We start from the raw sequence: 20,550 nt of genomic DNA, 5'->3' as shown, positions 1-20,550 counted from the left end.
GTTGTCGTGTCAGGTTCAGGGATTAGCGCGGTTGGCCAGGGTCAACTCGGCCAGGGTTCGGAACTCGGCCAGCAGGCCTCGCACATAGGCGACCTGGTTGTTTGCCCAACGATGTTCGTCGGCGAGCATTCGTTCGAGCGAGTAGCCGTCCGGGAGTGGTGTGTCGCTCATTTCCCGATACGCAATGAACGGATCGGCAGCCTCAGAGGTCTGGCGGAACGCCGGGGCGACGTAGTGGTTTTCCTGCTCAAGAATGAACGCGATCACCTGCGGGGTTGAGTCGCCGAGCATCAACAGTTCGAACAGCATGCGAGCGCTTGGCAGGTCGTCATCGTCGCTGCCCTGCAGCACGCCGTAATGGCCGAAGCCGTTGTGCTCGGGGACGATGCGCACACCCTTGAGGTGGGTCTGGCGTATGTGCGGCGCCAGGGTCCGCAGCGCCGGCAGGGGCTGTTCGCAGGCGTTGATCATGTTGCCGAAGTCGAACAAGGCATGCAGCCGTGGGTGGTTTAGCCGGCTCAGCAGTTGCGCGATTTCGGCGCTCTTGAGTTCCTCATGCTGCTCGAAGTCGAAGAACAGGTTGTGCTCATCGGCCTGCTGCGCGAGGTAATGCAGGTCTGACTCGATCACGTCCATGACCCGAGACAGCGTCCCCTCATAGCGTGAGTAAACGCGGATGTTGCGAACCTCAAGCGCCTTGGCGATGGCGATCACCTGATCGACATCTTTTTTCAGCGTGCTGCTGATTTCCAGGTGCACATCCAGTCCGAGCGCATTGGCCTTGTCGGCAAACGTCTGCAACTGCGCGGGTGTCATTTGGCTCAGGCTGTTTTCCTCGCCGTCGAGCAAGTGCAGGCTCAGACCCTGCAGCTCGTGGCGATAGGCGAAGTCCAGCAGGTCGGCAGGTGTGACACGGCCATGGGTGAGGTTGGTCAGCAAGGGATAGGCATGCGCAAACAAGCGCATCTGCCCAAGGCGGTCGAGCAGTTGGCGGGCCAATGCTTCTGTCAGTAGGGGAGGTGTTCCTGCCTCGGCAGCCTTGTGGCTGAGCAAGGCATTGAATCGCTCTTGGATCTTATTGTTCATTCGAGTCGTTCCTGGTCAGACGCCGGGTCTGCCGGCGCAGCCTTTATCGCGCCAGTCAGGAACTCTCGATAGATCCATTATCAGTTAAATCATAAGACCACTTACCTCAAGTGGCCTGCAGGTACCCCATTTTGCTCAAGGCCCGGGCCAGCGCTTCGACGCGCTCCTGCGCCTGGCCCTCAGGCGTCCCGGCGAAACCGATGAGCAGGGCAGGTGGCAGGACATGCTCAAGGCAGTAGTCGCTCAGGGCATAGGTGTGGATGTTGTGCCGAGCCAGTTCCCTGGCGATCACGTCGTCATCAAGCGTGGGCGGCAGCCAGGCGATCAAGTGCATGCCGGCTTCCACCGGGGTGATGTTGAAGAAGCCGCCCAGCTGTTGCTGAAGTTGCTCGAGCAGTGCTTGCTGGCGAGCCTGGTACAGCGCGCGCATGCGGCGAATATGGCCGAGGAAGTGGCCTTCGCGCATGAAGTCCGCCGTCGTCGCCTGGAGAAGCGTGGGCGGGCTGCGATCCATCACCGCGCGCAGGGTACAGAAGGGTTCGATCAGGGCTTGCGGCAATATCACATAGCCCAGTCTTAGCGAGGGGAAGAGGACTTTGCTGAAGGTGCCGACGTAGATCACTCGAGCCATCTGGTCCATGGCGTAGAGCGCGGGGAGGAGGCGGCCGCTGTAGCGAAACTCACTGTCGCAATCGTCCTCGATGATCCAGCTCTGATAGTGCGCGGCCCAGTCGATGAGTGCCTGGCGCCGCGCATAACTCATGGTCACGCCCAAGGGATGCTGGCGAGATGGTGTGGTGAACACCAGGCGGGCGTCAGGGCACTCGGTCAGGCCTTGCTGAATATCTATTCCTTGTTCATCGATCCGCAACGGGACCACCTGAGCCCCTTGGGCCTGCAACGCAATGCGCGCCGCGATGTGTCCCGGGTCTTCCATCCACACGCTGTCCTGCGGATTGAGCAACAGCATGCCCAACAGGTTGAAGGCTTGCTGGGCCCCTGAAACGATCACCACCTGCTCGGCGCTACAGTCGATGCCACGGGCATCAAAGACGTACTCGGCTATCGCCGTGCGCAAGGCCTGTAACCCTTGCAGTTCGCCATAGCCAAGCATGGCCTTGGTCGGCTTGAGCAGGTGGCGGTTCATCAAGCGCCGCCACACCGCGAGCGGGAACGCGTCGTAGGTACTGTGGCTGGGCAAGAATGAGGTGGGGGTCGCGGGGTCCCAATCGGTATAGGAAACCCCGCGAAAGTGACTGCTGCGCAGCGACAGCATGGACTGGCTCAGGTCGGACAGGCGCGGTGGCTGGCGCTGCTCTTCGTCGGCAATCCCTCGGCTCTCCCACTCATCGCCGACATAGGTACCCGCTCCAGTGCGCGAGGCCAGGAAACCTTCGGCAATCAGCTGATCGAATGCATTGAGAATGGTGATCCGCGACAGCGCCAATTCTTTGCTCAGGGTCCGCGTCGACGGCAGGCGCACGCCCCCTTGCATTTTTCCGCTGAGAATCTGTTTGCGAATCTGCAAATAGAGTTGGCGGTACAGGGGGATGGCGCTGGCACGGTCCAGCTCAATAGCCGACAGCAGCAAACCTGCAGGGGATTTCATCACATGCTCGTCTGGAGGGGAGGTGGTTTGACCTGGAACACCATCATACCGAGGTGCGCAGGGTATCGAGAGGCACTGGATAAGTCATCCATAGCAGACGTTGATGCAACGCACACTGTCATGAAATGAAAAGCCATTGTCGTCTGATGAGAAGCGACTCGCCAGACGGCGTCCTACAGTCCAATCAGCGCAATTCGACGCAGCACGCCCAACTTGAGACTGGAGAATAAGAAAAAATGGCCAAAGCCGTACGCTTCTACGAAACCGGTGGTCCCGAAGTCCTTCGTTATGAAGAGGTCGACGTCGGCGATCCCGGTCCAGGCCAGGTTCGTCTTCGTCATGTGGCGGTGGGCCTGAACTATGCCGACACCTACTTTCGCAATGGCACTTACCCGATTCCGATGCCCAACGGCATGGGGGTTGAAGCGTCCGGCGTGGTCCAGGCCATCGGCGCAGGGGTGACCAACGTACAAGTCGGCGATCGCGTCACCTACACCGGTTTTCTCAATACCCTGGGTGCCTACAGCACCGAGCGTCTGATTCCGGCCGCGCCGCTGATCAAGCTGCCGGAAACCATCAGTTTCGAGACCGCTGCGGCCATGACCATGCGCGGCTTGACGTCCTCGTACCTGATGCGGCGCATTTACGATTTCAAGGCCGGCGACAGCATTCTGCTGCATGCCGCCGCGGGTGGCGTGGGCCTGATCGTTTCGCAGTGGGCCAAGCTGCTTGGCTTGAACGTCATTGGCACCGTGTCCACCGAGGCCAAGGGTGAAATTGCCCGGGCCCATGGCTGCGAGCATGTCATCAATTACAGCCATGAAGACGTCGCCCAGCGCGTCCGCGAGCTGACGGACGGCGTGGGGGTCAACGTGGTGTTCGACAGTGTCGGCAAGAACACTTTCATGGGCTCGCTGGATTCGCTCAAGCGCCGCGGTTTGATGGTGTGCGTCGGCACGGCATCCGGTCCGATCCCGGCTTTCGATCCGGTACTGCTGGCGATGAAAGGCTCGCTGTTCATGACCCGTCCGGCCCTGGCCGATTACATCGCCGACCCGGCGGAAAAAGCCGTGTTGGCGGGCGAGTTGTTCGACCATGTCGGCAGCGGTCGGATCAAGATCGAGATCAACCAGCACTATGCTTTGCAGGATGCCGTGCAGGCCCATCGCGACCTGGAATCACGCAAAACCACGGGCTCATCGATTTTCGTCATTTAAGGGAGTCGTCTGCCATGAAAGTCGAACAATTGACCTGCAGCATTGGCGCGGAGCTGGTGGGCGTCAACCTCGCCGACGCGGTGCATGACGACGGTCTTTTTGCCGAGATTCGTGCTCAGTTGCTCAAGCACCGGGTGCTGTTCCTGCGTGATCAGGACATCACTCGCGCCGAGCATGTGGCATTTGCCCGGCGCTTTGGCAAACTGGAGGATCATCCGGTGGCCGGCAGTGATCCGGATCATCCAGGGCTGGTGCGCATCTACAAGCGGCCGGACCAGCCGATGGACCGCTACGAAAACGCCTGGCACACCGACGCTACCTGGCGCGAGGCGCCGCCGATGGGCTGCGTGCTGCGCTGCGTGGAGTGTCCACCGGTGGGCGGCGACACCATGTGGGCCAACATGGTCGAGGCCTATGCGCGCTTGCCGGAAGACGTGAAGGTGAAGATCGCCGACCTGCGCGCGCGCCACAGCATCGAAGCGAGTTTCGGTGCCGCCATGCCGATCGAGAAGCGTCTGGCGCTCAAGGCGATGTACCCGGATGCCGAGCACCCGGTGGTGCGAACCCACCCGGAAACCGGGGAGAAGGTGCTGTTCGTCAACGCCTTCACGACGCACTTGAGCAATTACCACACCCCCGAGCGGGTGCGCTTCGGCCAGGACGCCAATCCGGGCGCAAGTGAGCTGCTGCGCTACCTGATCAGCCAGGCCTACATCCCCGAGTATCAGGTGCGCTGGCGCTGGAAACCCAACAGCATCGCCATCTGGGACAACCGCAGTACCCAGCACTACGCCGTCATGGATTACCCGCCGTGCCATCGCAAGATGGAGCGCGCCGGCATCATCGGCGACAAGACTTACTGATCGACCGCCGCTGCATTCGCTCTCGTAGACACGCCTGCCCGGCACGATCCCGGGTGGGCGGAACAATCATAAGAATAGGAGTAACTCATGCAATTCTTCGACGATTCCCTGCACCCGGAAAACATGGAAAAGGTGGTGATCACCGTGGCCCCGTATGGCCCCGAGTGGATGCCGGAAGACTTTCCTGAAGACATCCCGCTAACCATGGACGAGCAGGTGCAGAAGGCGGTTGATTGTTATGAGGCGGGTGCAACGGTATTGCACCTGCACGTGCGTGAATTGGACGGCAAGGGTTCCAAGCGTCTGTCCAAGTTCAACGAGTTGATCGCCGGTGTGCGTGAAGCCGTGCCGGACATGATCATCCAGGTCGGTGGTTCGATTTCCTTCGCGCCGGAAAGCGATGGCGAAGCTGCCAAGTGGCTGTCTGACGATACTCGTCACATGCTGGCCGAGCTGACGCCAAAACCGGATCAGGTCACGGTGGCCATCAACACCACCCAGATGAACATCATGGAGCTGCTGTATCCGGAATACCTGGAAGGCACGTCCCTGGCCAATCCTGCCTATCAGGCGGCCTACAGCGAAATGACCGTACCGGCCGGCCCGGCCTGGGTCGCGGAGCACCTCAAGCGTCTGATGGACAACGGCATCCAGCCGCACTTCCAGCTGACCGGCATGCATGCCATGGAAACCCTTGAGCGCCTGGTGCGCAAGGGCGTCTACAAGGGCCCGTTGAACCTGACCTGGATCGGTATCGGCGGTGGTTTCGATGGCCCCAATCCGTTCAACTTCTTCAACTTCATCCACCGCGCGCCAGACGGTTGCACCCTGACCTCCGAGTCGCTGCTCAAGAACGTCATGCCGTTCAACACCATGTCGATGGCCATGGGTATGCACCCGCGTGTGGGCAATGAAGACACTATCATTGATCACAAGGGCGATCGTTTCGGCTCAGTTGCGCAGATCAAGCAGACCGTGCGCATCGCCCATGAACTGGGTCGCGAAATCGCCACGGGTAAAGAAGCCCGCGAGATCTACCGCATCGGCGTGCAGTACCAAAGCATCGAAGAAACCCTGTTGGCCAATGGCATGGCCCCCAACCGCAAGGCCGGGCAGAAAGGTGTGCCGCAACGCGGCTGATCGGCAGACGACGCGGGAGGTCAATGGCTTTCCGCTCGCTGCATTGCAACACGCTTGATAACAACAATAAAACGAAGCTTTGAGGAGGCTGCATGGCCTTTCACCCAATCGCCGCAGACGATGATGACTGCAGTGGCGTCGGCGTTGCGCGCAAGTATGCCTGGATCGTCTTTGCACTGACGTTCGGCTTGTTGATTTCCGATTACATGTCGCGTCAGGTGCTGAACGCGGTGTTCCCGATGCTCAAGGGCGAATGGGCCTTGAGCGACGGTCAGCTCGGCCTGCTCAGTGGCATTGTCGCCCTGATGGTGGGGCTGCTGACATTTCCCCTGTCATTGCTGGCGGATCGCTTCGGCCGGGTCAAGAGCTTGGCGCTGATGGCTTTGCTGTGGAGCCTGGCAACGCTGGGCTGCGCATTGGCGCAGGACTATCAGCAGATGTTCATTGCACGGTTCATGGTCGGCGTTGGCGAAGCGGCGTACGGCAGCGTCGGTATCGCGGTGGTGATTTCGGTGTTTCCCAAACACATGCGTGCAACCCTGGCCAGTGCCTTCATGGCGGGTGGCATGTTCGGTTCGGTATTAGGGATGGCGCTGGGCGGTGCAATCGCCGCCAAGCTTGGCTGGCGCTGGTCGTTCGCCGGCATGTCGCTGTTCGGCCTGCTGCTGGCGGTGCTTTACCCGATCATCGTCAAGGAAGCACGCATTGCGCCGCAACGTGCCGCTCAGGCGGCGAACAAGACGGCTGCCGCGGTCAAGCGTCCATTGCGTACGCTGTTTTCCAGCCGCTCGGTGATCGCTGCCTACATCGGCAGTGGCCTGCAACTGTTCGTCGGCGGCACCGTCATTGTGTGGATGCCCAGTTACCTCAATCGTTATTACGACATGGCCACCGACAAGGCGGGGGGAGTCGCGGCGATCATCGTGCTGTGCAGCGGTGCCGGGATGATCCTGTGCGGCATGCTCAGCGATCGACTGTGTCGCCATTCGCCGGAGCGCAAAGTCGCTTTGGCCATCGCCTATTGTCTGGGCAGTTGTCTGCTGTTGTCGGCGGCGTTCGCGCTGCCGGCAGGGCCTGTGCAATTGGTGCTGATCTGCCTGGGCATGTTGATTGCCGCCGGCACGACCGGCCCTTGCGGCGCCATGGTTGCCAACCTGACCCATTACTCGGTCCATGGCACGGCCTTCGCCACGCTGACCCTGGCCAACAACATGCTGGGGCTGGCGCCTGGGCCGTTCATCACCGGCAAGGTGTCCGACCTCATCGGCTTGCATGCAGCTTTTCAAATGGTGCCGCTGGTCAGCATCGCGGCAGCGGCCGTGTTCTTTTATGCCAAGTGTCATTACCACAAAGATATTGCCCGCCTTCAAGGACAGAGCCTTCCTGACCCCGTCAGCGAAGCCGGGTTAGAGGTGAAGTTGTGAGTCGTCGTTTACGTATTGATGTGTTTTTCGATTTCATCTGCCCCTGGTGCCTGATCGGCAAACGCCAATTGGAGCATGCGCAGGTACAGTTTCGCAGTCGCCAACCGGATGTGCAGGTCACCACGGTGTGGCATGGCGTGCAGTTGCTGCCGCAGTTGCCGGTAGAAGGTGAACCTTTCGCCGATTTCTATCGCAAGCGTCTGGGCAATGCCGACGCTGTGGCCATGCGGCAGGCCCAGGTGCAGCAGGCCGCGAAGGCAGTGGGGGTGTCCATCGACTTCAGTCGCATAGCCACCATGCCCAATACCGCAGACGCCCATCGGCTGTTGGAGCGTGTCAGCGTACTGGGCAATCCTGCCCGGCGTGACGCCTTGTTCGAGCGTCTGTTCGCCGCTTATTTCCAGAAGGGCGAAGACCTCGGTTGCCGTGAGACCTTGCTTGCCATTGTCCGGTCCTGCGGCATTGAGGCAGAAGCTGTGGCCGACTGCCTGAAGGGCGACGCCAGTCCCTATGACGGATTCCCCGGCGGCGCCAGCGGCGTGCCGAGCTTTCAGTTCGACCGTCGGATGACGATGGTGGGCGCGCAGTCTGCCGAAGCGCTACTTGGGGCCATGAGCGAAGCCCTGAAAGAAAGTGCTCGTGAGCGGCAACCGATATGAGTCTTCGTGTCCCTGTACCTGCCGGAAAACTCCCGCAGGCGGGTGGTCGTGCACTGTTCGAATTCGATGGCAAAAGCCTGGCGTTATTCAACGTCGAAGGTGACCTGTTCGCCATCGACGACAGTTGCCCGCACCAGGGCGCCTCGCTGTGTGGCGGGCGCCTTGAGGGGCGGGTGATTCAGTGCTGCGCCCATGGCCTGCGCTTCGATCTGCGCAGCGGTTATTTGCTCAATTCAACCCAGCTCAAAGTCGCCAACTACCCGGTCGAGATCATCGACGGCCAGGCATTTATCGTCATCGTTCCCGAGGAGTCCGTGCCATGAGCGCTATCGCTCTCACCCGTATCCATAGCCGAACGCGCGAACTGGCGCCGGGTTTTGTCGTCAGTCTGATCGTGGCGGCGGCCGCGTCCTTTTTGTCCGAGCATTACGGCGCGCCGGTGATGCTGTTTGCCTTGCTGTTGGGCATGGCACTGAACTTTCTGGCCGGTGACGGCGCCTGCAAGGCTGGCATCGAGTTCACCGCACGCACCGTGTTGCGCATTGGTGTGGCGTTGCTGGGCATGCGCATCACGCTCGAACAGATTGCCGCGCTGGGCTGGAAGCCTGTGGCGCTGGTGGTGATTGTGGTGGCGGTGACGATCGGCGTCTCGGTGATCGCGGCAAAGGCGCTGGGATTCCAGCGTTTGTTCGGCATGCTCACCGGTGGGGCCACTGCGATTTGTGGTGCGTCGGCGGCATTGGCGCTGGCGGCGGCATTGCCGAACCATCCGCAGAAAGAACGCGCGACGTTATTCACGGTGATCGGGGTGTCGGCGCTGTCGACCCTGGCGATGATCGTGTACCCGATGATTGCCAACTGGCTGTCGTTGTCGCCACAAGTGGCGGGCGTGTTCCTCGGCGCCACCATCCACGATGTCGCCCAGGTGGTCGGTGCCGGTTACAGCATGTCGACCGAGACCGGCGATACGGCCACGGTGATCAAGCTGATGCGGGTTGCCATGCTGCTGCCGGTGATCGTCTGCGCCGCCATGATTACCCGCATGCAGGGCGCTGATCCGGCCGGCAAACGACCGCCGCTGCTGCCATGGTTCGCCGTCGGGTTTCTGATTCTGGCTTGTATCAACAGCACCGGTTGGATAGCTCCGGTGGTGCAGGGATCGGTCAATGAATTGTCGCGCTGGTGCCTGGTGGTTTCCATCAGCGCCCTGGGCATGAAAACCCAGCTCAAGGAGCTGGCGGCGGTGGGCATCAAACCGATCCTGCTGATGGTGGGGGAGACGGTGTTCCTTGTCGTGCTGGTGCTGCTGTTGCTGCGCTGGGGAATGTAGGTACACAAAACAGTGGCGAGGGAGCAAGCTCCCTCGCCACAGGACTCCTCGGCCGGTGTCACAGACACCGGTTCTTTTGCGGCGACTGTACCAGCAGTCGCCGCTTTTTTTTGCATGCCCTGCGTCTGTTGCGTCCGGTTCAGGGTTCGCTGGAGCCGGGTAGGGTGGTCAGGTCCGGCGGAGCTTTGAGGGTGTGCTTTTGCGCGCTGCGCCATGCGGCGGGCGGCATGCCGAACTGGGTGATGAACCAGCGTGTGAAGGAACTCGCCATCGAATAGCCGAGCATGTCGGCAATGCGCCCTAACGAGTAGTTCGGGTTTTCCAGGTAGCGCAACACCAGGTCGCGGCGCACGTCGTTGATCAGGTCGTTGAAGGCGCAGCCGTCGTCTTTCAGGCGACGTTGCAGGGTGCGTACGTTCATGCCCTGGGTCTGGGCGATCTGCTCGATGGTGGCGCGTCCCATCGGCAGCAGCAGGTAGATGGCTTTGCGCACCTCGAACAGCATCGAGGGACCTTCGTGACTCAGCAGCGAGTCGAGGTAGCTCTGGGCATAGCGCGCCATGGCTGGGTCGGCATTGGGGTTGGTCACGTCGAGGCTGGCGTCGGAGCAGACAATGCCGTTGAACTCACTGCCGAATTCCAGCTTGCAACCAAACAGGCGGCGATGCAGTTGCAGGTTGTCGGGAGGCTGGTGCGTGAAGTTGACGCTGTAAGGGTGCCAGTGGGTGCCGAGCAGGGCGGCGCACAGGCGGAACATCACCCCGATGGCCAGTTCATTGGCTTGCCGGCAAGGCATCGGCGATTCAGTAACCACCTCTTCGCGAATGATCACCATCTTGCCGGCCTCTTCAATGAAAAGGGCCAGCGAGTCGTTCATCAGATGCCGGTAATGCACCAACACTTGCAACGCATCTCGCAGCGTTCGCTGGTGGCTGAGCAGCAGGCTGACCACACCGAAATCCGAGAGCTGACGCGACTCGGCCATGCTCAGGCCGAAGCTCTGGCAGCCACTGGCGGCGGCCGAATCTTCCAGCAGGCGTACGGCGGCATCAATGGGAATACGGTGTTCAGGCGCTTGTAGCAGGGCTTTGCTCAGGCCGACGTCGGCCAGCACATCGCGCGGATTGAACCCCAGGTACTGGGTGACCTCCAGGTAGTTGGTCAAGACGGCGGCGCGAACAAGCTTGGGCATGCGAAGGTCTTTCCTGGGCCGGTTGTGATTCAGATGAGCGTGGCGACTATATCCAGCACATCAGCAATTGAACAGTTGTGACGTTGTCGAGGGCGCTCGCCCGATTCTGTCCAGAAGCAGCTGCGTTGTCGTCGAGCAATCGACGCTCACCCATTGATTACAGTGACCCACAGCGAAGCTGGGGGGATTTTCGACCAGTGGTCGGGGCACGCCAACATGTGGAAATTTGTCATGAAAAGAAAAGTGCCTGACGTCCAATGAAAAGCACCTCGGGTGGGCGCTCTTTAATGTCAGTCCTACAAAAAGCCCCTGGCAATAGAGCCAGTCGAGTCATCGAGAAAGCGAAGGTGTTGAAGTGGACAAACTGCAAACTGCCGCAACCGTTCTGATCGTACCGGGCCTGCGCGAGCACGTTGCCGAGCATTGGCAAACGCTGCTTGAGGCAAGGCTCTGCAAAGTGCGCAGTGTGCCGCCGCTGGAAACCGACAAGCTCGATTGCGCCAAGCGGGTCGAAGCGATCCAGCACGCGCTGGAGCAGATCGACGGGCCGGTGATTCTGGTTGCTCACAGCGCCGGTGTGCTGATGGTCGCGCACTGGGCTGCGCAGCACAGTCGGCCGATCAAGGGCGCGCTGCTGGCCACCCCTCCGGATCTCGATGCTCATTGGCCACAAGGCTACCCCTCTGCTGAAACCCTGCGCACCCAGGGTTGGAATCCTCTACCAAAAGGGCCACTGCCGTTCCGCAGTCTGGTGGCCGCCAGTACCAACGACCACCTCGCCAGCCTTGATGCCGCCACTCGCCTGGCTGAAGGCTGGGGCAGCGAACTGCTCAACCTGGGCGAGGTGGGTCATCTCAATCCGGTTGCAGGGTTTGGCCACTGGCCGCAAGCCGAAGCACTCATCGTGGAGCTGGATCGCTAGTTCAGGCGCCGGTTGGCCCCAGCCATCCGGCATTTGCCCTCACTCCTGAAAAACGCAAATCCCTGGAACAAGGGTTGCGCGAGGGCGGCTGCGCTTAAAACAAATACAAAAAGGCGGAGACAACGCAATGCACAACAATAAGAGTCACGGGTTCGCACCCTCGCGTTACACCTTGTTGGCCTCGGCCATTCTGGCCGCCGCCGTGCCGGTCGCGCAGGCGGTCGAACTCGACACAGGTAACCCGGACTGGACCGTGCGTTTTGATAACACCGTGAAGTACAACTACGGCGTACGCACCGAAAGCGCCGACAAGCGCATGTTGGCGACACCGAATAACAACGATGGCGACTACAACTTCCGCAAGGCCGGGACCAACATCACCAACCGTGTTGACCTGTTGACCGAAATGGATGTGGTCTACCAGAACCACATGGGCTTTCGCGTCAGTGCCGCCAGTTGGTACGACAAGGCGTACGAGAACACCGGTTCCAATTCCAACCCGTTCGTCAACGGCAATGACGCACGGTCGGGTCTGGTCGCCAACGATCCGCGCCTGGCCGGGGTCACTGGCGACAATGTCGGCAATGGCAGCCCGCACCTGAGCAACTACGCCCAGCGTTACTACACCGGTCCATCCGGCGAAATTCTCGATGCCTTCGTGTTCTACAGCACCGAAGTGGGCGAGGAGTCGCTGTTGAGCGTCAAGGCCGGTCAGCACAATGTGTTCTGGGGTGAAACCCTGCTCAACCCGGTGCACTCGATCAGCTACGGCCAGTCCGGCCTCGACCTGGCCAAACTGGCCGCCTCGCCGGGCACCGAAGCCAAGGAGCTGTTCGTTCCGCGTAACCAGCTTTCGATGTCGTTCACGGTCAATCCCGAGTTGACCGTGGGCGCTCAATATTTCCTGGATTGGGATGCCGCCCGCCTGCCTGAAGCCGGTACTTACTACGGCGGTTCCGATCTGGTCGGCTTCGGTGCGCAGTCGTTCCTGCTGGGCAACACCAATGGCGTGGTGCCGGGCAGTCCATTGGGTTGTGGTCTGGCGCCCTGCAACGGGCTGACCAATGTGCGTCGCGGTCACGACCTGACGCCGGACAAGCGCGGAGACTGGGGCGTGATGGCCAAGTGGTCGCCGGCCTGGCTGGATGGCACCCTCGGCGTTTACTACCGCGAAACCTCGGAGATCCTGCCGCAAGCCTGGTTGAATGCCACCGGCCTGACCTCGGCCAATCCCAATGGCACCCCGCCTGCCGGCATGGTGCCCGCTGTGGTCAACACCCTCAACTCGCTGAGCACCAGCACCTATCAGCTGGCCTATGCCGACAACATCAAGATCGTCGGCCTGAGTTTGTCCAAGGATGTGGGCGGTATCAGCGTCGGTTCAGACCTGAACATTCGCCACAACATGCCGCTGGCCAGTATTCCCGCCGTTGTCAGCTCGACAGGGCCGCGGGGTTTGGGCGCAGGCCTGGGGCTGTTGCCGGCCCGCACGGCGGCCACCGGTGTGATCTACGACACCCCGCAAAAGGGCGACAGCATGAGTGCCACCGGTGACACGTTGCACTGGACGCTCAACGGCCTGATGACCTTCCCGAAAACACCGGTGTTCGATTCGGCCAGCCTGCTCGCCGAGTTGTACTACAGCAACCTGCTCAAGCTCGATAGCAAGAACGAAGCGCTCTACAAGGGCAATGACACCTATCGCGGCATCGACCAGCCGACCCGGGACAACTGGGGCATCGCGGTCAACTTCACACCGACCTGGTACCAGGTGTTCCCGGGGGTCGATCTCAACGCACCGATGTCCATCAACGTCGGTCTTGATGGCGTGTCACCGGTGTCCGGTGGCGGTGCCAAAGACACCGGAAACTATGCCGTGGGCGTGGGTGCCGTTGTGTACAACAAATACTTCATCGACCTGAAGTACGTGGATTCCTTCGGCAAGACCGACAAGTGCGACACCAGTGGTTTGAGCACCGGTGCGGCCAATGCCGGCAGCGGCGACGGCTCCACCCCCAATGCCTTTAGCGGCAATGAAAACTACGCGTGTTACGGCGGCGGCTACTCGGCCTTCTCCGGTGGTGGTGCCACGACTGAGGACCGTGGCGCCGTTTACCTGACGATGAAAACCACTTTTTGATTCACCACTGATTTGCTCAATGCAAGCAGGAGAATAACAAGATGAAATTCGCAAAAACCGTGTTGGCCGCTTCGCTGGCCATGGTCCTTGCCGCCCAGGCACAGGCCGCTGTTTCAACTCAGGACGCTGCCAAGTTGGGCAGCAGCCTGACCCTGGTGGGCGCCGAAAAGGCCGGGAACGCTGATGGTTCCATCCCAGCCTACAACGGTGGCCTGACCACGCCGCCGGCCAGTTTCAAATCCGGTGACAGCATGCGTCCGGATCCCTTCGTCAATGAAAAACCGTTGCTGGTGATCGATGGCAAAAACGTCGATCAGTACAAGGGCTTGCTCAGTGCAACCACGGCGGAACTGGCCAAGCGTTTCCCAAGCTTCCACGTCAATGTCTACCCGACTCACCGTACTGTCTCCCTGCCCAAGGCGGTGCTGGACAATGGCGTGAAAAACGCCACTGACGCCAAGTCCCTGGAAGGCGGGTTGGCCATCGATAACGTACTGCCCGGTGTGCCGTTCCCGATTCCGCAGTCCGGCAACGAGGCGATGTGGAACTTCCTGTTGCGTTATCAGGGGGTCAACATCAACTCCAAGTACGACTCCTGGAACGTCGATTCCGCTGGCGTGCCGACCCTGGCGACCACCGGGCAGGCGTTCATTTCCTATCCGATCTACGAGAACCTGGCGCAGCCGATCAGCAGCGCCGACGTGTACTACCAGATGAAGCTGTCTTACACCGGCCCTGCGCGCCGGGCCGGTGAAGCGGTGATGCTCAAGGACGCCGCCAACCCGCTGCAGCAACCGCGCCGCGCCTGGCAATACTTGCCTGGCCAGCGTCGGGTCAAGCTGGCACCGAACCTGGCTTACGACACGCCTAACCCAGGCACCGCCGGTGCCGGCACCTACGACGATGTTTTCGTGTTCAACGGTGCGCTGGACCGCTACGACTGGAAGCTGGTGGGCAAGCAAGAAATGATCGTGCCCTACAATACTTACAAACTGACCTACGCCCAGGATCCCAAGTCGCTGACCACCGCCAATCACCTGGCACCGGATTATGTGCGTTGGGAAAAGCACCGGGTCTGGGTGGTGGAGGGCAACCTCAAGGCCGGTGCCCGGCACATCTATCAGAAGCGTCGCTTCTACCTCGATGAAGACAGCTGGACCGCTCTGGCCTCTGACCAATACGACGCCCGTGGTCAGCTGTACCGTGGCTCGTTCGCGTTCCTCAGCCAGAGCTACGACAAGCAGATCCCGGACTCCACGCCCTTCATGATCTACGACCTGGTGGGTGGCTCCTACAACATCAACGGTGTGGTCGGGCCTTACGGCGGCATCAAGTACATCGATCCGCTCTCCAAGGCGCAGTGGTCGCCTGAGTCCCTGGCCGGTAGCGGGATTCGCTAGGCAAACCGTGACAAAGCGTCCGTTCGGTCTGCTGCCTGCAAGGCAGGGGACCGCACGACGGTCGGCGCATGCCGATTGTTGCGGGCGCCAGGTTGGAACGTCAGGCACACGGACGTGTGTCCCGGCGCGGTTATCCGAAGAGGACGCGGTATGTGTTCGTACAAAAATTATCTGCAGCTGGCGCTCGGCGTTCTGCTTGCAACGTTGCAGGGCATGAGTCAGGCGTCCGCTTATGTCGACGTGCTGGATCTGCCGGCCAGGGTCAGCGCCTTGGCCGCCAATAGCCCGTTATCCGGCATGGCCCGCGCCGGCGACCGCTTGGTCGCAGTCGGGCAGCGTGGCCACATTCTGTATTCCGATGATGCCGGCAAACACTGGCAGCAGGCAGCGGTGCCAGTCAGTGCCGACCTCAATGCCGTGAGTTTTCCTTCCGCCACCCAAGGCTGGGCGGTGGGCGGCGACGGCGTGGTGTTGCACAGCAGTGACGCTGGCGCGACCTGGCGCAAACAACTGGACGGCCGCGAGATCGGTGCCTTGCTGGTCAAGCATTACAGCGCGTTAGCCAGTGCAGAACCCGCCAACGAACAATGGCCACTGCTGGTCGCCGAAGGTGAGCGCCTGGTGGCGCAGGGCGCCGACAAACCGTTGCTCGATGTCTGGTTCGCCAACGAGCGCCTTGGCTATGTGGTCGGGGTGTTCAACCTGATCCTGCGCACCGAGGATGGCGGCCAGAGCTGGACGCCGTTTCAGGACCGCACCGACAACCCGCAGGGCTTTCACCTCAACGCCATCGCCTCTACCGGCGACGCACTGTACATCGCCGGAGAGCAGGGCCTGTTGCTCAAGTGGGATGACACCCAACAGCGGTTCGCCGCCGTGCAGACACCCTATCAGGGCAGTTTTTTCGGTGTGCTCGGCAAGCCCGGCGAAGCGCTCGTCTACGGCTTGCGCGGCAATGTGCTGCGCAGCACCGATGGCGGTCACAGCTGGACCCCGCTGAAGAATGGCCTGCACGTCAGCATCACCGCCGGCATCGTCGATGCCCAAGGTAATTACCGCTTGTTCACCCAGGGCGGGCAGATGCTGGTCAGCCAGGGCTTCGGTGCGCAATTGCATCTGGTTCAGCAACGGGCACCAACACCGGTGACCGGCGCCACTCAGTCCGCCGACGGTGCACTGGTGGTAGTTGGCAGCCGTGGTGCACGGACGCTGTCCGTTGAATAAGCCCTCGAACCCTTAGAGCGAGAACCCAGACATGGGCCATACCAAACAAGAAACCATGCCGGTGATCCGCGATCTGCGGGATTTCGACCGCCATTCCGGCAATCGGTTGGAGCGGTTGGTGTTCAACTATCGCCCGCTGTTCATGCTGTTGATGGCGCTGGCCACCGTGGTGCTGGGCTACATGGCCGCGACTCGCCTGGAGCTGCGTCCCAGTTTCGAAAAGATGATTCCGCAGAGCCAGCCGTACATTCAGAATTTCCTGGAAAACCGTCAGTCGCTGCGCGGTTTGGGTAACTCGGTACGGGTGGTGGTGGAGAACACTCAGGGCGATATCTTCGACCCCGCTTATCTTGACGTGCTCAAGCAGGTCAACGATCAGCTGTTCGTCACCGAAGGCGTCGACCGTGCCTGGATGAAGTCGTTGTGGAGCCCGGCGGTACGCTGGACCGAAGTCACCGAGGAAGGTTTCCAGGGTGGCCCGGTGATGCCCGATACCTACCAGGGCAAGCCTGAAGAAATAGAACAGCTGCGCCAGAACATTTCCCGCGCCGGTATCGTCGGCAGTCTGGTGGCCAGCGACTACAAATCGAGCATGCTCATTGTTCCGCTGCTGGACAAAGCCACGGCCAGCGGTCAGCGCATCGACTACCACGCCTTTTCGCAGATGCTCGAAGAGCAGTTGCGCGACAAGATCGAGTTCGCCGGTGACAGCGCGGCACGCAAGGCCGGGGAGGAGGGCAAGGGCCAGTACAAAGTCCGGGTGATCGGTTTCGCCAAACTGATGGGCGACCTGATTGACGGTCTGATCCAGGTGATGATGTTCTTCGGCCTGGCCGTCGTCACGTCGCTAATCATCATTTACGCCTACACCCGATGCGTGCGCAGCACTTTGCTGGTGGTTGGCTGCTCGCTGATCGCGGTGGTCTGGCAACTCGGCATCGTCGCCTGGCTAGGCTATGCCATCGACCCATACTCGGTGCTGGTGCCTTTCCTGATCTTCGCCATCGGTGTGTCTCACGCTGCGCAGAAAATGAACGGCATCATGCAAGACATCGCCCGCGGCACCCACAGACTGATCGCCGCACGCTACACCTTCCGCCGCCTGTTCATTGCCGGCGTCACCGCACTGCTGGCCGACGCCGTCGGGTTCGCGGTGTTGATGCTGATCGACATTCCGGTGATCCGCGACCTGGCGATCACCGCCAGCATCGGTGTGGCGGTGCTGATTTTCACCTCACTGTTGCTGATGCCGGTGGCGCTGTCTTATGTCGGCGTCGGCGCCAAGGCTGCCGAGCGTGCGCTGAAAATCGACACACGTGCAGAAGGGCATAAAGGCTTCGGCAAACTGTGGGACTTGCTCGACCGCTTCACCACGGCCAAATGGGCCACGGGGGCGGTATTGGTCGCGATGCTGATGGGCATCGGCGGCTTCATGGTCAGTTTGCAGCTGAAGATCGGCGACCTGGAAAGTGGCGCACCGGAGTTGCGTGCCGACTCTCGCTATAACCGTGACAACGCCTACATCACCAGCCACTACGCGCTCTCCAGCGACCTGTTCGCGGTGATGATCAAGACCGCGCCGGAAGGCTGCTTGAACTACAAGACGCTGGTCCTCGCCGACCGTCTGGCCTGGGAGCTGCAGCAGTATCCGGGCGTACAGGCCACGGCTTCGTTGGTCAACGCGGTGCGCCAAATCACCGCCGGTACTTATGAAGGCAACCCCAAGCTCAACAGCATCCAGCGCAATCAGGACGTGCTGAACTACGCCGCGCAGCAAGCCTCGGTCAACTCCCCGGAGTTGTTCAACACCGATTGCTCGTTGATGCCGGTGATCACCTTCCTCAAGGACCACAAGGCCGAGACCCTGGATGCCGTGGTGGGCATCGCCGAAAAATTCGCCCGAGAGAACAACAGCGAAGATCGCCAGTTCCTGCTGGCGGCCGGGTCGGCCGGGATTGAAGCAGCGACCAACATTGTGGTGCGCGAGGCCAATCGCACCATGCTGCTTTACGTCTATGCGGCGGTGACGCTGTTCTGCCTGATCACCTTCCGCAGCTGGCGCGCAACCCTAGTCGCCCTGTTGCCACTGGTCCTGACCTCGATTCTTTGCGAGGCGTTGATGGTGGCCATGGGCATTGGCGTGAAAGTCGCGACTCTACCGGTGATCGCATTGGGCGTGGGCATCGGCGTGGACTACGCCTTGTACCTGCTCAGCGTGCAGTTGCATTACCAACGCCAGGGCCTGCCGCTGAGTCAGGCTTACCGCAACGCCGTGTCGTTTACCGGGCGGGTGGTGGGCCTGGTGGGCATCACTCTGGCGGCGGGCGTGGTGTGCTGGGTCTGGTCACCGATCAAGTTCCAGGCCGACATGGGCATCCTGCTGACCTTCATGTTCCTGTGGAACATGCTCGGCGCGCTGATCCTGATTCCAGCCCTGTCGTATTTCTTGCTGCGCGAACGGGCTCCTGAGCCCGGTGCCGTTGCGGTAGCCGAAAACACTGAATCCACTGAACGTCCCGGCATGTCGCATGCCCTGACCACTTCCGAGTAAGCCAACGATGTCTGATTACAAAGCTCCTTTGCGCGACATGCGCTTCGTACTCAACGAGGTTTTCCAGGTGTCCCGGCTATGGGCCCAATTGCCTGGCATGGCCGAGGTGATTGATGAAGAAACGGCCGCCGCCATTCTTGAAGAGGCCGGCAAGATCAGCGCCGAGGTGGTCGCGCCGCTGAACCGCAGCAGCGACGAACAGGGCTGTACCTGGAGCAACGGCGCGGTCCAGGCTCCGGACGGATTTGTCGCGGCCTACCAGGCATTCGCCGAAGGCGGTTGGGTGGGTGTCGGTGGCGATCCGCAGTTCGGTGGCATGGGCATGCCCAAGGCCATTTCGGCTCAGGTCGAAGAGATGGTCAACTCGGCAAGTCTGTCGTTCGGCTTGTACCCGATGCTGACCGCCGGTGCGTGCCTGTCGATCAATGCCCATGCCAGTCAGGAACTCAAGGAACGCTATCTGCCGAACATGTATGCCGGCACCTGGACCGGTTCTATGTGCCTGACCGAGGCGCACGCCGGCACTGACCTGGGCCTGATTCGCACCCGAGCCGAACCCCAGGCCGACGGCAGTTTCAAGATCAGCGGCAGCAAGATCTTCATCACCGGCGGCGAGCACGACCTGACCGAAAACATCATTCATTTGGTGCTGGCCCGGTTGCCGGATGCACCGGCCGGTCCCAAGGGCATCTCGCTGTTTCTGGTGCCCAAGGTGCTGGTCAATGACGATGGCTCGCTGGGCGAGCGCAACGCGCTGTCCTGCGGTTCCATCGAACACAAGATGGGCATCAAGGCCTCCGCCACCTGTGTGATGAACTTTGACGGTGCGACCGGCTGGATCGTCGATGCGCCGAACAAGGGGCTGGCGGCGATGTTCACCATGATGAATTACGAACGCCTTGGCGTGGGTATCCAGGGCCTGGCGTTGGGTGAGCGCTCGTATCAGAACGCAGTCGAATACGCCCGTGACCGTCTGCAAAGCCGTTCGCCGACGGGCGCGCAGAACAAGGACAAAGCCGCCGACCCGATCATCGTGCACCCGGATGTACGGCGCATGCTGTTGACCATGAAAGCCTTGAACGAGGGCGGGCGTGCGTTCTCCAGCTACGTGGCGCTGCAACTGGATACCGCCAAGTATAGCGATGACGCGGCAACCCGCACCCGCGCCCAGGAACTGGTGTCGCTGCTGACCCCGGTGGCCAAGGCGTTTCTCACCGACATGGGGCTGGAAACCACGGTGCATGGCCAGCAGATCTTCGGAGGCCACGGCTACATCCGCGAGTGGGGCCAGGAGCAATTGATTCGCGATGTGCGCATTACGCAGATCTACGAAGGCACCAACGGTATCCAGTCACTGGACCTGGCCGGGCGCAAAATCGTCGGCAGCGGCGGGGCGCTCTACCGTTTGTTCGCGTCGGAAATCCGCAACTTCACCGCCAAAGCCTGCGCCGATCTTGGCGAGTTCACCAAGCCGTTGAATGCTGCCGTGGATACCCTCGACGAGTTGACCGCGTGGCTGCTGGACCGGGCGCAAAACAACCCGAATGAAATCGGCGCGGCCTCGGTCGAGTACCTGCACGTGTTCGGCTACACCGCCTACGCCTACATGTGGGCGCGAATGGCCAAAGCCGCCATGAGCACACATTCCAAGGACGATTTCTATGCCAGCAAACTGGCTACCGCGCGTTTTTACTTTGCCCGGTTGTTGCCGCGTATCCACTCGTTGAGCGCATCGGCCAAGGCTGGCAGCGAATGCCTCTACAAGCTGGAAGCAGCGCACTTCTGATCGAAGG

Annotated in this window: 16 protein-coding genes; 13 read left to right on the top strand and 3 right to left on the bottom strand. The window is 61.0% G+C overall.

Annotated features, from left to right (window positions below; all coding sequences use genetic code 11):
• Positions 1–15: 15 nt before the first annotated feature.
• On the bottom strand, positions 16–1,086 hold the full coding sequence (locus KVG95_RS20795) for a sugar phosphate isomerase/epimerase family protein (protein ID WP_217857753.1): 1,071 nt from the start codon (positions 1,084–1,086) through the stop codon (positions 16–18).
• A gap of 106 nt (positions 1,087–1,192) precedes the next feature.
• A complete protein-coding gene (gene pdxR / locus KVG95_RS20790; protein WP_217857752.1) occupies positions 1,193–2,695 on the bottom strand; it encodes a MocR-like pyridoxine biosynthesis transcription factor PdxR in 1,503 nt (500 codons plus the stop codon).
• 236 nt (positions 2,696–2,931) lie between these two features.
• On the opposite strand from pdxR, the gene KVG95_RS20785 reads away from it, so the two are divergent.
• From KVG95_RS20785 to KVG95_RS20755, 7 genes are all read left to right on the top strand, one after another.
• Positions 2,932–3,912, top strand: a complete 981-nt coding sequence (locus KVG95_RS20785; protein ID WP_217857751.1) for a quinone oxidoreductase family protein — start codon at positions 2,932–2,934, stop codon at positions 3,910–3,912.
• Between the two features lie 14 nt (positions 3,913–3,926).
• Positions 3,927–4,775: a TauD/TfdA dioxygenase family protein gene (locus KVG95_RS20780; protein ID WP_217857750.1), complete on the top strand. Its 849-nt coding sequence runs from the start codon at positions 3,927–3,929 to the stop codon at positions 4,773–4,775.
• Positions 4,776–4,862: 87 nt separating this feature from the next.
• Entirely contained in the window at positions 4,863–5,915 is a 1,053-nt protein-coding gene (locus KVG95_RS20775; RefSeq protein WP_038980143.1) for a beta-keto acid cleavage family enzyme, read from the top strand.
• A 92-nt stretch (positions 5,916–6,007) separates the two neighbouring features.
• Entirely contained in the window at positions 6,008–7,339 is a 1,332-nt protein-coding gene (locus tag KVG95_RS20770) for an MFS transporter (protein WP_217857749.1), read from the top strand.
• Positions 7,336–7,998, top strand: coding sequence for a DsbA family oxidoreductase (locus KVG95_RS20765; protein ID WP_217857748.1), 663 nt, complete (start codon positions 7,336–7,338; stop codon positions 7,996–7,998). Before KVG95_RS20770 ends, KVG95_RS20765 begins: the two co-directional genes overlap by 4 nt.
• Positions 7,995–8,321: a Rieske (2Fe-2S) protein gene (locus KVG95_RS20760; RefSeq protein ID WP_217857747.1), complete on the top strand. Its 327-nt coding sequence runs from the start codon at positions 7,995–7,997 to the stop codon at positions 8,319–8,321. The genes KVG95_RS20765 and KVG95_RS20760 overlap by 4 nt, the downstream gene beginning before the upstream one ends.
• Positions 8,318–9,328 (top strand): YeiH family protein, encoded by a 1,011-nt coding sequence (locus KVG95_RS20755; protein ID WP_217857746.1) that lies wholly within the window; start codon positions 8,318–8,320, stop codon positions 9,326–9,328. Before KVG95_RS20760 ends, KVG95_RS20755 begins: the two co-directional genes overlap by 4 nt.
• Positions 9,329–9,467: 139 nt before the next feature.
• Here the strand turns inward: KVG95_RS20755 and KVG95_RS20750 are convergent, their stop codons facing one another.
• A complete protein-coding gene (locus KVG95_RS20750; protein ID WP_217857745.1) occupies positions 9,468–10,520 on the bottom strand; it encodes an AraC family transcriptional regulator in 1,053 nt (350 codons plus the stop codon).
• Positions 10,521–10,875: 355 nt separating this feature from the next.
• Here KVG95_RS20750 and KVG95_RS20745 point away from each other — a divergent pair, with 355 nt between their 5' ends.
• The 6 genes from KVG95_RS20745 (at position 10,876) to KVG95_RS20720 (ending at position 20,543) form a co-directional block, all read left to right on the top strand.
• The gene (locus KVG95_RS20745) at positions 10,876–11,442 is read left to right on the top strand and encodes an RBBP9/YdeN family alpha/beta hydrolase (RefSeq protein ID WP_217857744.1); all 567 of its coding nucleotides are present in this window, start codon (positions 10,876–10,878) and stop codon (positions 11,440–11,442) included.
• Between the two features lie 127 nt (positions 11,443–11,569).
• Positions 11,570–13,582 carry a DUF1302 domain-containing protein gene (locus KVG95_RS20740; protein WP_217857743.1) on the top strand — a complete coding sequence of 671 codons (2,013 nt, stop codon included), beginning with the start codon at positions 11,570–11,572 and terminating at the stop codon, positions 13,580–13,582.
• A 41-nt stretch (positions 13,583–13,623) separates the two neighbouring features.
• The gene (locus KVG95_RS20735; RefSeq protein WP_217857742.1) at positions 13,624–14,982 is read left to right on the top strand and encodes a DUF1329 domain-containing protein; all 1,359 of its coding nucleotides are present in this window, start codon (positions 13,624–13,626) and stop codon (positions 14,980–14,982) included.
• A 150-nt stretch (positions 14,983–15,132) separates the two neighbouring features.
• Positions 15,133–16,206 (top strand): WD40/YVTN/BNR-like repeat-containing protein, encoded by a 1,074-nt coding sequence (locus KVG95_RS20730; protein ID WP_217857741.1) that lies wholly within the window; start codon positions 15,133–15,135, stop codon positions 16,204–16,206.
• 31 nt (positions 16,207–16,237) lie between these two features.
• Complete coding sequence (locus KVG95_RS20725; protein ID WP_217857740.1) at positions 16,238–18,757, top strand: efflux RND transporter permease subunit; 2,520 nt, start codon at positions 16,238–16,240, stop codon at positions 18,755–18,757.
• Positions 18,758–18,764: 7 nt separating this feature from the next.
• A complete protein-coding gene (locus KVG95_RS20720) occupies positions 18,765–20,543 on the top strand; it encodes an acyl-CoA dehydrogenase C-terminal domain-containing protein (protein WP_217857739.1) in 1,779 nt (592 codons plus the stop codon).
• Positions 20,544–20,550: the final 7 nt, after the last annotated feature.

Origin of the sequence: Pseudomonas farris, assembly GCF_019145235.1 — a bacterium.
Lineage (GTDB): Bacteria > Pseudomonadota > Gammaproteobacteria > Pseudomonadales > Pseudomonadaceae > Aquipseudomonas > Aquipseudomonas farris.
The sequence above is the reverse complement of the archived record's forward strand: the minus strand, read 5'-3'. Positions and strand labels throughout refer to the sequence as shown.